Origin of the sequence: Serratia sp. CY33525, assembly GCF_052169115.1 — a bacterium.
Lineage (GTDB): Bacteria > Pseudomonadota > Gammaproteobacteria > Enterobacterales > Enterobacteriaceae > Serratia > Serratia sarumanii.
Genome location: NZ_JBJNLK010000013.1, coordinates 47,897 through 60,226 on the forward strand (window position 1 = coordinate 47,897; position 12,330 = coordinate 60,226).

The following is a 12,330-nucleotide window of genomic DNA, read 5'->3' on the forward strand; positions in this document are numbered from 1 at the left end:
GCTAATCCAGTAACCGGTTATAGAGGGAAATAAGCTGTTCGGACAGATGCGCCGGCGTAGCCGGCATAATACGCAATCTTGCCGCTTCGCCCATGGATGATCCCAGCGCCTGGCGCGGCAGCGCGCGAATGGCCTCCGCGATGGCCGGTACGTCGAGCGCATCGGTCACGAAGCCGTTCTGGCCGGGGGTGATAAACTCGGCGCCGCCGCAGGTGGTGCTGGTGATAACCGGCAGGCCGCACGACATCGCTTCCAGAATCACATTCGGGAACGGATCGTACAGCGTCGGCAGCAGCAGCGCATCTGCGGCCTGATAAAACGGCAAGGTCTGCTTCTGCACGCCCATAAAGTGAACCCGATCGCTGCAGCCCAGCGACTGTGCCAGCGCCCGGTAGCGTTTTTCGGCCTTGTCTTTGCCGACCACCAACAGGTGGCTGTCGGTCGCTGCCACGGCGCGGATGGCGGCCGCCAGCCCTTTGCGCTCAAAGCCGGAACCGACGAAAATCAGGCAGTGCGCCTGTTGCGGGATCTGATACTGCTCGCGCAGACGTTGGCGCAGGGCCTCGTCGGCGGGCGGGAACTTTTGATTATCGATGGCGTTATAGATCACCGTGATTTTTTCGGCGGGCACGCCAAAGTCCGCGATGATTTCCTGCTTGATCATCTCGGCGTTGCAGATGACGGCTTTCAGCTCCGGTGCGGCGTACATGGCGCGTTCGGCGCACATCACATAGCGGTGATAACGGTTGGAGAACAGCCATTTGCGGCGCCATTCCGGCAGCAGACGCGCGCGTTGCAGCAGCCAGCGGCGGTGTACGCCGTCGCCGGCGCGGTAGATGTCGCAGCCGGGAATGCGCTCGTGGCTTTGCACCAGATCAAAATGCTCTTTCTGCCACAGCGCCCTGGCCGCCACGGCGAAGCCCCGTTCGCGGCTGATGCGGCCGAGTTTTAGCGGGTTGCACAGGTGGATATGCCAGTTGGGATTGGCGTCACCCTGCCATTCGCGGGTGATGACGTTCAGATCGAGATCCTGTTGCTCCAGCGCCTCTAGGGCGCGGGAAACGAAACGTTCGGCTCCGCCGTCCGGGCGGTATTTTTGGCGAACGATCGCCAAACGAAATGCTTTCATGCCAGCGTGCTCCGCGCGGCTGCAATCACCGCGTCTGTAGGAATAAGGTCGAGATACCGTTCGTCGGTGCCGGTATCGATGGCGTCCGGATCGGGCAGTTCGCCGAAGTCGCCGGCCCAGATCACGGCGCCGGTAGCCTGCCACGGCCGCCAGAAAGTCAGTTTGGAAGGGCCGAACAGCGCCACGCACGGCGTGTGCAGTGCGGCGGCCATGTGCATCGGCACCGAATCCACGCCGATAAACAGCTTGGCGTGGTCGATCAGGGCGGCCAGCTGGCGCAGCGTCAGCTGGCCGGCTAACGAAATCACGCCCTGCGGCGGGCAGAGCGCCAAAATGCGCTCTACCATGGCTTGTTCTCTAGCGTCGGGGCCGGAGGTGATCACCAGCTGGTGGCCGTCGGCCTGCAAGGCGGTGAGGGTGGCGGCCATTTTCTCTTCGCTCCAGCATTTGAAGAACCAGCGCGAGGTGGGCTGCACCACAATATAACTGCCGGTGACGCCCTGTTTCTGCAACCGTTGCTCACATGCCTGCCAATCCTGCGGATCGTAACTCATGGTCACATGATCACTGAGCGCGGGCAGGTTCAGCGGCGCCAGCAGCGAGAGGTTTTGTTCGACGGTATGCAGGTGGGCGTGATTGTCGACCGGCACCAGCTGCGTGTGGCAGTGGCGCCACAGGAAGCCGCGGCGTTTGGGGAAATCGAAGCCCAGACGGATGCGCGCGCCGGTCAGGCGCGTGAGGATGGCGCTGCGCCACTGATCGGCCAGGTTGACCACCAGATCGTAGCGCTGCGCCTTCAGGCGGCGCAGCAGCGCCAGTTCGTGCCCCAGATGCGCGCGGGCGCCCTGTTTTTTCCATTGGCGGTCGATGGCGAACAGCGTCGACAGTTCCGGATTACTGGCCAGCATCTCCTGCGTTTCCTGATACAGCAGCACATCGATCTGCGCCTGCGGGTAGTTTTGCCGCAGGCTGCTGATGACCGGCGTGACCAGCAGCATATCGCCGTGATGGCGCAGTTTTATGATCAAAATACGCTGTACGGATGGGGCGGAAGTTGGGGCTGGCGCGTCGTTCATCATGAGTCGCTTTCTGGGAAACCAATCTTTGATTCTAAATGACCCGATCGCATGTGGCTACTGTTGCAAGGTTTTCTTGCCGGGCCGCAAAAAAATCGCCGAGCCGGGGACGAATGCGTTTCAATGTTGTCCAAACCAGGCAGCAAAGTCGTTTGCCCTGGCGAAACGGGCTGCGTAACATAGTGCATTCTGTTGATATCAGGCTCGATATTCATGACTAAACCGGCGTTTCTCATCACCATTGATACCGAAGGCGATAATCTGTGGCAAAACCACGATCGCATCGCGACCGAAAACACGCGTTTCTTGCCGCGCTTTCAGGCATTGTGCGAAAAATACGCCTTCAAACCGGTTTATCTCACCAACTATGAAATGGCGATGGATCCGGCTTACGTCGAGTTCGCGCGCGACGTGATCGCCCGCGGCGCGGGTGAAGTCGGCATGCACCTGCACGCCTGGAACAGCCCGCCGCTAACGCCGCTCACCGACGACGACTGGCGCCACAAACCGTATTTGATCGAGTATCCCGCCGATCAGATCCGCGCCAAGGTCGATCACATGACCAAGCTGCTGGAAGATGCCTTCCAGACCAAAATGCTCAGCCACCGCGCCGGCCGCTGGGCGTTCAACGAATATTATGCCTCGCTGCTGCTGGAGTATGGCTATCAGGTGGACTGTTCGGTGACGCCGCGCGTCAACTGGCAGTTTTCGCCGGGCAATCCGCAGGGCAACGGCGGCACCGATTACAGCCGGTTCCCGTCGCAGGCCTATTTCATCGATCCGCAGAACATTGCCAAACCGGGCGCTTCGGCGCTGCTGGAAGTGCCGATGAGCATTCAGTACAAGCACTCGGCGCTGATGAACGCGTTCAAGCAAGGTTATGATCGGCTGCGCGGCAAGCGGCGTTCGCCGTCCGTCAACTGGCTGCGGCCAAGTGGCGGCAACGTGGCCAAGATGATAAGCGTGGCTGAAGCGTCGCTGGCGCAGGGGCATGACTACGTCGAGTTTATGCTGCACTCCTCCGAGTTCATGCCGGGCGGCAGCCCGACGTTCAAAACCGAGCAGGATATCGAAGTGCTGTACCGCGATCTGGAACAGCTGTTTGACTGGCTGCAGCAGCGCACGGTGGGCATGACGCTGGCCGAGTATTATCAACTTAAAGCGAATTAAGCACGCACATGTCGAAAAAATGGAAAATCAAGGTTGCCGACTGGTTCTTGCGGCGCTATACGGCGAAGTACGGTCGTTTTCAGGATAAGACGACGTTCGACGGCGCCCAGCAGTTTGACAATATCGTCATCTATTCCACCACGGCGTTGGGCGACTTCATGTTCAACACGCCGGCATTGAGGGCGATGCGGGAACGCTACCCCAACGCACACATCACACTGGTGGTGCACAAGAAAAACCGCGAGCTGGTGGAAAACGGCCGCTATTACGATCGCGTGGTGTATTGGGACAGCAAGATCAAGACGATCCGCCCGTTGCTGAAATCGCTGCGCGAACATCAGCCGGATTTGGCGCTGATTCTGCACTCCCACCTGCCTTATGACATCATCAGCGCCGTACTGGCCGGGGCGAAGTACATTATCCGCGATAACTACAGTTCGGGCATTTGCGGGCTGGAGCCTTGGCTGACCAACTATGTCTTCCATTATTACGGCCACTTCGTGCGCCGCAAGCTGGAGCTGATTTCCATTTTGGGCTGCCGCAGCGACGATCCGACGATGGAAATTCCCGTGGATTATCAGCGCGGCGTCAAAAGCAGCGAGCATCCCACCATCGGTTTTCAGCTGGGGGCGTCAACAGAGTCGCGTTGCTGGCCGGTTTCGCACTATGCGCGGCTGGCCGATGAGCTGGTGGCGAAGCACCCTGATGTACGCATCGTGCTGATTGGCGCACCGTTTGACGACGGCAAGGCCAAACAGTTTATGAGCCTGATCGGCCCGCAAACGCAGGCCTGCGTGGATAACCAGATCGGTAAAACGGGGCTGCAAGGCTTGCTGACGTTGATCGACAGTTTCCATGTTCTGGTCACCGGCGATACCGGGCCGCTGCACCTGGCGGTGGCGTTGAAGGTGAAAACCATCAGCCTGTTCGTGACCGCCGACTCACGCTCCACCGGGCCGATTCAGGATGCTGAACTGCACCGCATCATTCAGGTGTCGCGTACCGGTTATACGATGCCGCTGGAGGCGGAAAGCCCGATGGGGGTCATCCAACCGCAGCGGATTTATGACGAGCTGGTCGCACACGTGCCTTTAGCGCGCTAAAGGCGAGACGACCCATCGGCCGCCAGGCCGATGCGGTTAGCGCGGCCTGCGCCCGCGCAGCTTAGAAAGAAAGGTATCCACTCGCGCATAGCGCATCTGGCGGACTTTTTTGCCCGGCACGTCGCTGTTGCGGCAGACGTCGGCGGCGCGGCGCAGGATGTGCAGCGTTGCCGGCGCGTAATGGTAATAGCCGTAGACCGCCTTCGACATGCTTTTCACCTCGGAAAAGCAGTTGGCCAGCATCAGGGCGGCCAACCGGCGCAGCGGCTCATCCCCGGGATGCTGCGCCACAAAACGCAGCATCTTCTCCATGGCGAACAGCAAATCTTCAATATCTTTGGGTTTGATATTGCGAGTGATGCCCTGGCTGTTGTCCCGATAGAAGTAGAGATCGCCGTCAAGATGGGCGATGCGGCGAGTTTTGAAATACTGAAAAGGCGTAAAAATCACGTCTTCGTAGCGCCTGCCTTCTTCGAACGCTTCCCCAGCCAGCAGCGTGCGTTTATATACCCGGCTCCAGAGATGCCACATCGAGCGTGCAAACAGCGGTTGCAGGCTACCCAGTCCCAATTGTGAAAAGTCGTAGGCTACGGGCCGCGCCGCGCGGTTATCCGGTGTCGGCGGATGCTCGGTGAACTTCTGATAATTAAAATCGATCAGGTCATATTCACCGGCGGTAAGCTGGGGGCGCAGGAGCGCCAGATAGTCGTCGCTCAGCAGATCGTCGCCGTCGAGGAAGGTGATATAGCGTCCGGTGGCCAGACGTAAGCCGACGTTGCGGGCGTGCGCAATGCCGCCGTTGGCCTGTGAAGTAAAGACCACGCGCGGGTGCCGCCGCTGCGCCAGATATTGGCTGACCAGCGCGCCGGAGGCGTCGGTGGAGCCATCGTCGATGATCACCACCTCGATATCGTCGCTAATCTGTGCAAATAACGAATCCAGCGCAGCGATAACGAACGCTTCGTTATTATAAAACGGCACGATAACGCTGAGCAGCGGCTGCTGAGGATTCACGGGGTGGGCTCCTGAACAGGGGGCTGTTTCGTGACGGAAAGAACGGCGGCGATCAGCGCCAGGCCGAACATGGCGGTACCTTCCGTGCTGAAGAAGATGACGTCGCTCAGGCCGTAAACGAACAGGCTGGCGCTGACGCTCAGCAGCAGCGCGTTGCGCTGTGGCCGGAAGGAAGAGAAAAACAGGCTGACATACAGCGCCAGCAGCAGCAGTACGCCCCAGACGCCCTTGAGCGAGTAAGTTTCCAGCAGCTCGTTGTGCAGGTGGACGTTGATGTAGGGCATGACGCCAGACAGGCGGGGTTGCTGTGCGACCATCGCACGGATCTCTTCGCCGCGCTGTTCGGCGGATTGGCCCCACGGGGCTTGTGACCCGGTATGCCATGCCAGCGTTTGCATCGACAGCCGGGAAATGATGGAGTTTTCAGTCTGCGGCTGGTCCATCAGGCGCATGTCGGTCTCAAAAGCCTGAATGCGTTCTTCTATCTGCGGTTTAAACACCAGGCCGCAGGCTACGAGCAGCAGCGGTACCGAGGCCACCAACGCAAGCTTGTGTTTTCTGGAAACCAACTGCTTGGTGGCCAGCAGCGACAGGCAGACCGCCACCGGATAGACCAACATGGCCGCGCGCGTGCCGGTGAGCACCAGCGCAGAGAAGGACAGCAGGAATGCCGCAATGTACAACACCAGGCGGTAGCGGGTGCGCAGCATCAGGATGGCTTGCATCATGACCAGATCGATGGCGGTCATCAGATAGGCGGCGACCGTGGCGCGATCGAAGTTGAGCTCTACGCGCGGGATATCCAGACGCAGCCCCTGATAGAGGGAATAACCGTTGATCGCCAGACCGGTGGCGAGAGCCACAACGATCAGCAGGCGCTGTACGCACAACCGCTCATTGAGCGCAATCAGCAAGATGAAAGCGGTCGCGAGCTGCAGTTTGCCGGTCGACATATAAGAGCGATAAATATTGATGTACTCACCCGGCTGTTTGAAGTGATGCATCCAGAGGATGGTTCCCATGCCCACGCTGAACATCAGCGCGGGCAGCAGCAGGTTTCTAACGTTGCTGAAGTAGTAGCGCGGGTACAGGCAAACGGCGATAAAGGCGATGTAGCTGGAAACGTAAAACAGATTGCGTCCGGTCGCGGAACCGAAAGGAATGGTGCAAAAAGCGATGGCGCACCCCAGATAGATCAGATAGCTGAAGGCAGGGTGCGGCGTTCTGTGTTTTAGCATCGGGCGTATTTTCCGGCTCACGTTTCAATTAAGCGATAAAGGATCGCAGCGTGTCGTCGAATTCAACTTTGAACTGAGCATAGTTAAAATGTTCCGCAGGATAGCGCTGCGCATTTCGGCTCAGAGTCTGGTAGGTTTCTCGCTCCAGCAATTTCTCAACGGCATCCGCACAATCGATATGCGACAGCAGCTTGGGCGCGACCAGGCTGTCGGTCAACGGATCGTAGACCTCATGCGGGAAGTCGACCTCGATATCGGTGAGCTGCCGGTGTTGTTCGATGGTGACCGACGGCGTCAGGCCAATGCCGCAGACCCCGTCTTTCACCGCTTCCGGCTGGCCGTCGACCTGCGGGAAGATGACCGGCACGCCGAAATAGAGCGATTCCATGCAGGACAAGCCGAACGGCTCGGTGATCGGCGTGCTCATGTAGATGTGCGTGCGATTGAAGAAGCCGGCGACGTCATCCTGATAACCGCTGAAGGTGACGCGATCGCCGAGCTGTAGCCGGGCCGCCAGCGCCTCGAACGCCGCGCGATCCGGCCCTTTGCCGGCCACTTCCAGCGTGACGTCATGCCCGCGCCGCAGCAGTTCCTGCATCATCAATAATGACACGCTGATGCCTTTCAGGCTGACCAGGCGTGAGGCAGTGCCGATCCTGACCGGCTGCGACAGGGTTTTCGGCGCAGTGTCGATCCCCGCCGGCGTTTTGATGCGGTTGATCACCACGTGATTTGGGCAAGGCAGATTAAAGCGCAGCTCCATCACCCGCTTCGACGCGTGTGAGGCGGAAATGACGCCGTCCAGCATGGCGAAGAAACGCAGCGTCTTTTTATTCTTGGGGTAACGCCAGGAGCAGCCGTGATCGTAGTAAACCAGCTTGCCGCGCTTGGGTTTGGCCGCCAGCCCCGGCACCAGGTCCCAGACGATCACCACGTCGGCGTTCGCCCGCTCGATTTTCCACTTCAGCAAAAATTTGCGCAGGAACTGCGGGCAGCGCAACGGCAGCGCATTGATCAGGCGGTTGGCGAAGGTGACGGGCTGATGCGCAGGCAACTGGCGGCGGATTTCTTCGCCAATGTCGCCGCTGATGCACAAGACCTGGTTGCTGCCGTCGGTGGTATCGTTGATGTACTGCAGGAACAGGCGCTCGACGCCGCCCATTTTACCCAGGTTGATAATGTGCAGTTTTTTCATGCTATAACCTTTTGCAACGCCTGCCATGCCGTATCGGCGTCGATTGTCGCCATGCTTTTTTCCGGCGAAATCAACGAGTGCTGATTTTGCCCGTAGCCGCCGATCAGGCCGGGATCGGTCGGCCCGAACAGCGTGATGTTCGGTTTGTCGAGCGCGGCGGTCAAATGGCTGAGCCCGGTGTCGACCGAGACCACGCCCTTGGCGCCGGCCAGCACCTCGGCCACCTGCTGCAGGCTGAGCTTCGGCAGCACTTCGACATGTGAAAAACCTTCCGCCAAGCGCAGCGCGCGCTGATGTTCATGCTCTGCACCCCACGGCAGTTTGATCTTCAACCCGCTGTCCGCTGTCAGCGCGATCAGCTCGCGCCAGTTTTGCTCCGGCCAGTGCTTGTCGTCACGCGTCGTCGCGTGCAAAAACACCAAATACCGCCCGGCATCGACCGGCGGGCTGCTGAGAAAGCGCGCGGCGATGGCGTAATCGCCGTAGCTTCCCGGTTTATCGTAGCCAAGGCTTTTGGCGAACAGTTCGCGCGTGCGTTCCACCGCGTGCTGCTGCTTGTCTATCTCATGGCGCACGTTGTAGAACCAGCTGGCGAACGGCTCGCGCGCGCTCTTGCAGTCCAGGCCATGTTTGTCGCCTTTGGCGATGCGCGTGATCAGCGCGGCGCTTTTGATTAGGCCCTGCGCGTCGATCACTACGTCATAACGGCGTTCTTGCAGCGCGCGCTTGAAGTCGCAGCGCTGTTGCCGGGTGTCGTTGCCGAACCAGTTCTTGCGCCAGCGGCGAATGGCCACCGGGATCACGCGATCCACCGCCGGGTGCCAGGTCGGGATTTGGCTGAAACCTTCTTCCACCACCCAGTCGAAGCGGATATCGGGAATGGCCTGCAGCGCGTCGGTCAGGGCGGGCAGCGTATGCAGTACGTCCCCCATTGAGGAGGTTTTTACGATTAACACCTGCATGACTATTCCTCGCTGGCGACAAGTAGCGGCGTCAGCGCATCCAATACTTGCTGCGGCTGAATATCGATCAAACTTTGGTGGTATCCCTGCTCGGCATCGCCCTTGCGCACCTTGTGATAACCGCTGATCAAGCGAATCACCCGCGCCTTGTCGGAGAGCGGCGGCGTGAAGTCGGGGCTGCTTGGGCCGTACAAGGCTATCAGCGGTTTGTTCAACGCTGCGGCAACGTGCATTAAACCGGAGTCGTTGCTGACCACCGCCCGGCAGGCCGCGATCAGGATCACCGCCTGCTCCAGCTGGGTTTTTCCGGCCAGGTTAAGGCAGAAATCGCGGGCGTCTTCCTGCAGCGCGGCGCGGATCTGTTCGCCGGCCTCGTGGTCTTTCGCCGAGCCGAACAGCGCGATCTGATAGCCGTTCTCGATCAGCCGCTGAGCCAGCGTCGCGTAGTGATAGTGCGGCCAGCGTTTGGCGGGGCCGAACTCCGCGCCTGGGCAGAAGCCGACGATCGGCCGGCTGTCGGTCAGGTTGAAGGCCGCGGTGGTGTCGGCGATCTCTTCGTCGCTCACCTGCAGCTGTGGCCACAGCAGCGGCTGCGGCAGATCGTCGGCGCGCTGAATGCGGCCTTTGTCATAGGCCAGCGCCACGTAGCGTTGCACCATCAGCGGGAAGGCCGCCTTGTCGAGCACGCGGACGTCGTTCAGCAGGCCGTAACGCATTTCGCCCCGCCAGCCGGTGCGCTGCGGGATATCGGCGAAGAAGGGCACCAGCGCGGATTTGAACGAGTTGGGTAGAACGTAAGCGCGATCGTAACGGTTGGCGCGCAGGGCGCGCCCCAGGCGGCGGCGTTCACCGAGCCCCAGCGCGCCGTGGCCCAGCGGCATCGCCAGCGCCTGATTGACTTCCGGCATGCGCGCCAGCAGCGGGCGGCACCAGGCCGGCGCCATCACATCGATCTCCGCCGACGGGTATTCGGCCTTCAGGGTGCGATAGAGACTTTGCGACATCATCATGTCGCCAACCCAAGAAGGGCCGATAACCAGTATTTTCATACCCAGCGTTAATTCCTTCAGCTTATGCGGTGCGGTTCAACCAGGCCATGTACTCTTTCACCCCTTCGGCGACCGTTTTGAACGGTGCGTCGTAGCCGGCGGCGCGCAGCTTGGTCAGATCGGCCTGGGTGTACGCCTGATAGCGGCCCTTCAGCTTCTCCGGGAACTCGATGTATTCCACCGCGCCCTTCTGGTGGAAGTCCACCACCGCGTCGGCCACCGCCTGGAAGGTTTCCGCCCGGCCGGTGCCGCAGTTGAAGATGCCGGATTTGCCGGTTTCCCAGAACCACAGGTTAACCGCCGCCACGTCGCCGACGTAGATGAAGTCACGCTTGAAGTTTTCGCTGCCGGCGAACAGTTTCGGGTTTTCGCCGCGGTTGATCTGGGTATTCAGGTGGAAGGCGACGCTGGCCATGCTGCCTTTGTGGCCTTCGCGCGGGCCGTAAACGTTGAAGTAGCGGAAGCCGCAGATCTGCGAGTCCGCTTCCGGCAGGATCTCGCGCACGTACTGATCGAACAGGAATTTGGAGTAGCCGTACACGTTGAGCGGCGCTTCATACTCACGCTCTTCGATGAACTCTTCGCGGCCGCCGTAAGTGGCGGCCGAGGAGGCGTACAGGAACGGGATTTCGCGATCCAGGCAGTAGTGCAGCAGGTCTTTGGAGTACTGATAGTTATTGTCCATCATGTACTTGCCGTCCCACTCGGTGGTCGCGGAGCAGGCGCCTTCGTGGAAGACAGCTTCGATATCGCCCAGATCGTCACCGGCCACGATGCTGGCGATAAAGTCTTCTTTATCGATATAGTCGGCGATGTCCAGATCGACCAGGTTGACGAACTTGGTGCCGTCTTTCAGGTTATCCACCACTAGGATATCGCGATATCCCTTGTCGTTCAGTGCCTTAATGATGTTGCTGCCGATCATGCCGGCGCCGCCTGTGACGATAATCATTGGGTTACCCCTGCTAAGCTGCCTGGCGGGGCACAATGCCCCACGCTCAATGGTGGTTATCATAGCATTTCATGCCGCGGCAAACAGCGGAAGGGCTCCGAATATCCCGCATTGCCATTGAAGTCCGCTTTTTGCCGTGATATCTGCTGCAATTTTAATATTCTCTCCCGCGCATTCTCGTCAGTTTGGTTACAAATCAGTAAAATATGCCGCAAATAGCCCAATCCTGGAGATAACCGAATGTCAGCGTCTTTTTATCAGCAGTTGGAACAACAGCTTGCCGCCACTCGCAGTGAAGGGCTGTTCAAGGAAGAACGCATCATCACCTCCGCGCAACAGGCGGATATCGCCGTTGCCGACGGCAGCCATGTGATCAACTTCTGCGCCAATAACTACCTGGGCCTGGCCAACCACCCGGCGCTGATCGCCGCCGCCAAGTCGGGCATGGACAGCCACGGTTTCGGCATGGCGTCGGTGCGCTTCATCTGCGGCACCCAGGACAGCCACAAGCAGTTGGAACAGAAACTGGCGGCCTTCTTGGGCATGGAAGACGCGATCCTCTACTCCTCCTGCTTCGATGCCAACGGCGGGCTGTTCGAAACCCTGCTCGGCCCGGAAGACGCCATTATCTCCGATGCGCTGAACCACGCGTCGATCATCGACGGCGTGCGCCTGTGCAAGGCCAAACGCTATCGCTACGCCAATAACGACATGGCCGAGCTGGCCGCGCAGCTGAAGCAGGCCAAAGCCGACGGCGCGCGCCACATCCTGATCGCCACCGACGGCGTCTTCTCGATGGACGGCGTGATCGCCAACCTGAAAGGGGTGTGCGATCTGGCGGACGAATACCAGGCGCTGGTGATGGTGGATGACTCCCACGCGGTGGGCTTTGTCGGCGCCAACGGGCGCGGCACCCATGAATACTGCGAAGTGATGGGCCGCGTCGATATCATCACCGGTACGTTAGGCAAAGCGCTGGGCGGCGCGTCCGGCGGCTACACCGCCGCCAGGAAAGAAGTGGTGGAGTGGCTACGCCAGCGTTCGCGCCCGTACCTGTTCTCCAACTCGCTGGCGCCGGCGATCGTCGCCGCGTCGATCAAAGTGCTGGAACTGCTGGAAGAGGGCGATGCCCTGCGCGATCGCCTGTGGGCCAACGCGCGTCTGTTCCGCGAAAAAATGACCGCCGCCGGCTTCACGTTGGCCGGCGCCGATCATGCCATCATCCCGGTGATGCTGGGTGAGGCGAAGCTGGCGCAGGAATTCGCCAATGCGTTGCTCAAGGAAGGCATCTATGTGACCGGTTTCTTCTATCCGGTGGTGCCGAAAGGCCAGGCGCGCATCCGTACCCAGATGTCTGCCGACCACACCCCGGAGCAAATCGAACGCGCAGTGGCGGCGTTTACACGTATCGGTAAGGATCTTGGCGTTATTGCATAAGGTAA

General features: G+C 59.9%; 11 protein-coding genes. 3 read left to right on the top strand and 8 right to left on the bottom strand.

All coding sequences use genetic code 11. From position 1 onward, the window contains the following. Position 1: 1 nt before the first annotated feature. The gene (locus ACJ8IM_RS23035; RefSeq protein WP_033649737.1) at positions 2-1,129 is read right to left on the bottom strand and encodes a glycosyltransferase family 4 protein; all 1,128 of its coding nucleotides are present in this window, start codon (positions 1,127-1,129) and stop codon (positions 2-4) included. Then, entirely contained in the window at positions 1,126-2,208 is a 1,083-nt protein-coding gene (gene rfaQ / locus ACJ8IM_RS23040; protein WP_033649736.1) for a putative lipopolysaccharide heptosyltransferase III, read from the bottom strand. Before rfaQ ends, ACJ8IM_RS23035 begins: the two co-directional genes overlap by 4 nt. A gap of 210 nt (positions 2,209-2,418) precedes the next feature. Here rfaQ and ACJ8IM_RS23045 point away from each other — a divergent pair, with 210 nt between their 5' ends. Together ACJ8IM_RS23045 and ACJ8IM_RS23050 are read left to right on the top strand one after the other, a co-directional pair. Further along, a complete protein-coding gene (locus ACJ8IM_RS23045; RefSeq protein WP_033636469.1) occupies positions 2,419-3,375 on the top strand; it encodes a polysaccharide deacetylase family protein in 957 nt (318 codons plus the stop codon). Positions 3,376-3,383: 8 nt separating this feature from the next. Next, positions 3,384-4,478: a glycosyltransferase family 9 protein gene (locus ACJ8IM_RS23050; protein WP_033654526.1), complete on the top strand. Its 1,095-nt coding sequence runs from the start codon at positions 3,384-3,386 to the stop codon at positions 4,476-4,478. A gap of 36 nt (positions 4,479-4,514) precedes the next feature. Here ACJ8IM_RS23050 and ACJ8IM_RS23055 read toward each other — a convergent pair whose 3' ends face one another. The 6 genes from ACJ8IM_RS23055 to rfaD are packed head-to-tail and all read right to left on the bottom strand — an operon-like array spanning position 4,515 to position 10,888. Next, a complete protein-coding gene (locus tag ACJ8IM_RS23055; protein ID WP_033654527.1) occupies positions 4,515-5,492 on the bottom strand; it encodes a glycosyltransferase in 978 nt (325 codons plus the stop codon). Continuing rightward, the gene (locus ACJ8IM_RS23060) at positions 5,489-6,730 is read right to left on the bottom strand and encodes an O-antigen ligase family protein (protein ID WP_033649733.1); all 1,242 of its coding nucleotides are present in this window, start codon (positions 6,728-6,730) and stop codon (positions 5,489-5,491) included. Before ACJ8IM_RS23060 ends, ACJ8IM_RS23055 begins: the two co-directional genes overlap by 4 nt. A 28-nt stretch (positions 6,731-6,758) precedes the next feature. Further along, positions 6,759-7,925: a glycosyltransferase gene (locus ACJ8IM_RS23065; protein ID WP_033654528.1), complete on the bottom strand. Its 1,167-nt coding sequence runs from the start codon at positions 7,923-7,925 to the stop codon at positions 6,759-6,761. Further along, positions 7,922-8,887 carry a lipopolysaccharide heptosyltransferase RfaC gene (gene rfaC, locus ACJ8IM_RS23070; RefSeq protein WP_033654529.1) on the bottom strand — a complete coding sequence of 322 codons (966 nt, stop codon included), beginning with the start codon at positions 8,885-8,887 and terminating at the stop codon, positions 7,922-7,924. The genes ACJ8IM_RS23065 and rfaC overlap by 4 nt, the downstream gene beginning before the upstream one ends. 2 nt (positions 8,888-8,889) lie before the next feature. After that, positions 8,890-9,936, bottom strand: coding sequence for an ADP-heptose--LPS heptosyltransferase RfaF (rfaF, locus tag ACJ8IM_RS23075; protein ID WP_033649730.1), 1,047 nt, complete (start codon positions 9,934-9,936; stop codon positions 8,890-8,892). A gap of 22 nt (positions 9,937-9,958) precedes the next feature. Next, positions 9,959-10,888 (bottom strand): ADP-glyceromanno-heptose 6-epimerase, encoded by a 930-nt coding sequence (gene rfaD, locus ACJ8IM_RS23080; protein ID WP_016929696.1) that lies wholly within the window; start codon positions 10,886-10,888, stop codon positions 9,959-9,961. 240 nt (positions 10,889-11,128) lie between these two features. On the opposite strand from rfaD, the gene kbl reads away from it, so the two are divergent. After that, positions 11,129-12,325, top strand: coding sequence for a glycine C-acetyltransferase (kbl, locus tag ACJ8IM_RS23085; protein ID WP_033636462.1), 1,197 nt, complete (start codon positions 11,129-11,131; stop codon positions 12,323-12,325). The last annotated feature ends 5 nt before the right edge of the window (positions 12,326-12,330 follow it).

Bases quoted from the DNA above. Each gene is read 5' to 3' on its own strand.
- ACJ8IM_RS23065 (WP_033654528.1), bottom strand. From the start codon at position 7,925: ATGAAAAAACTGCACATTATCAACCTGGGTAAAATGGGCGGCGTCGAG.
- rfaD (WP_016929696.1), bottom strand. From the start codon at position 10,888: ATGATTATCGTCACAGGCGGCGCCGGCATGATCGGCAGCAACATCATT.
- rfaF (WP_033649730.1), bottom strand. From the start codon at position 9,936: ATGAAAATACTGGTTATCGGCCCTTCTTGGGTTGGCGACATGATGATG.
- rfaQ (WP_033649736.1), bottom strand. From the start codon at position 2,208: ATGATGAACGACGCGCCAGCCCCAACTTCCGCCCCATCCGTACAGCGT.
- ACJ8IM_RS23045 (WP_033636469.1), top strand. From the start codon at position 2,419: ATGACTAAACCGGCGTTTCTCATCACCATTGATACCGAAGGCGATAAT.
- ACJ8IM_RS23060 (WP_033649733.1), bottom strand. From the start codon at position 6,730: ATGCTAAAACACAGAACGCCGCACCCTGCCTTCAGCTATCTGATCTAT.
- kbl (WP_033636462.1), top strand. From the start codon at position 11,129: ATGTCAGCGTCTTTTTATCAGCAGTTGGAACAACAGCTTGCCGCCACT.
- ACJ8IM_RS23050 (WP_033654526.1), top strand. From the start codon at position 3,384: ATGTCGAAAAAATGGAAAATCAAGGTTGCCGACTGGTTCTTGCGGCGC.
- ACJ8IM_RS23035 (WP_033649737.1), bottom strand. From the start codon at position 1,129: ATGAAAGCATTTCGTTTGGCGATCGTTCGCCAAAAATACCGCCCGGAC.
- rfaC (WP_033654529.1), bottom strand. From the start codon at position 8,887: ATGCAGGTGTTAATCGTAAAAACCTCCTCAATGGGGGACGTACTGCAT.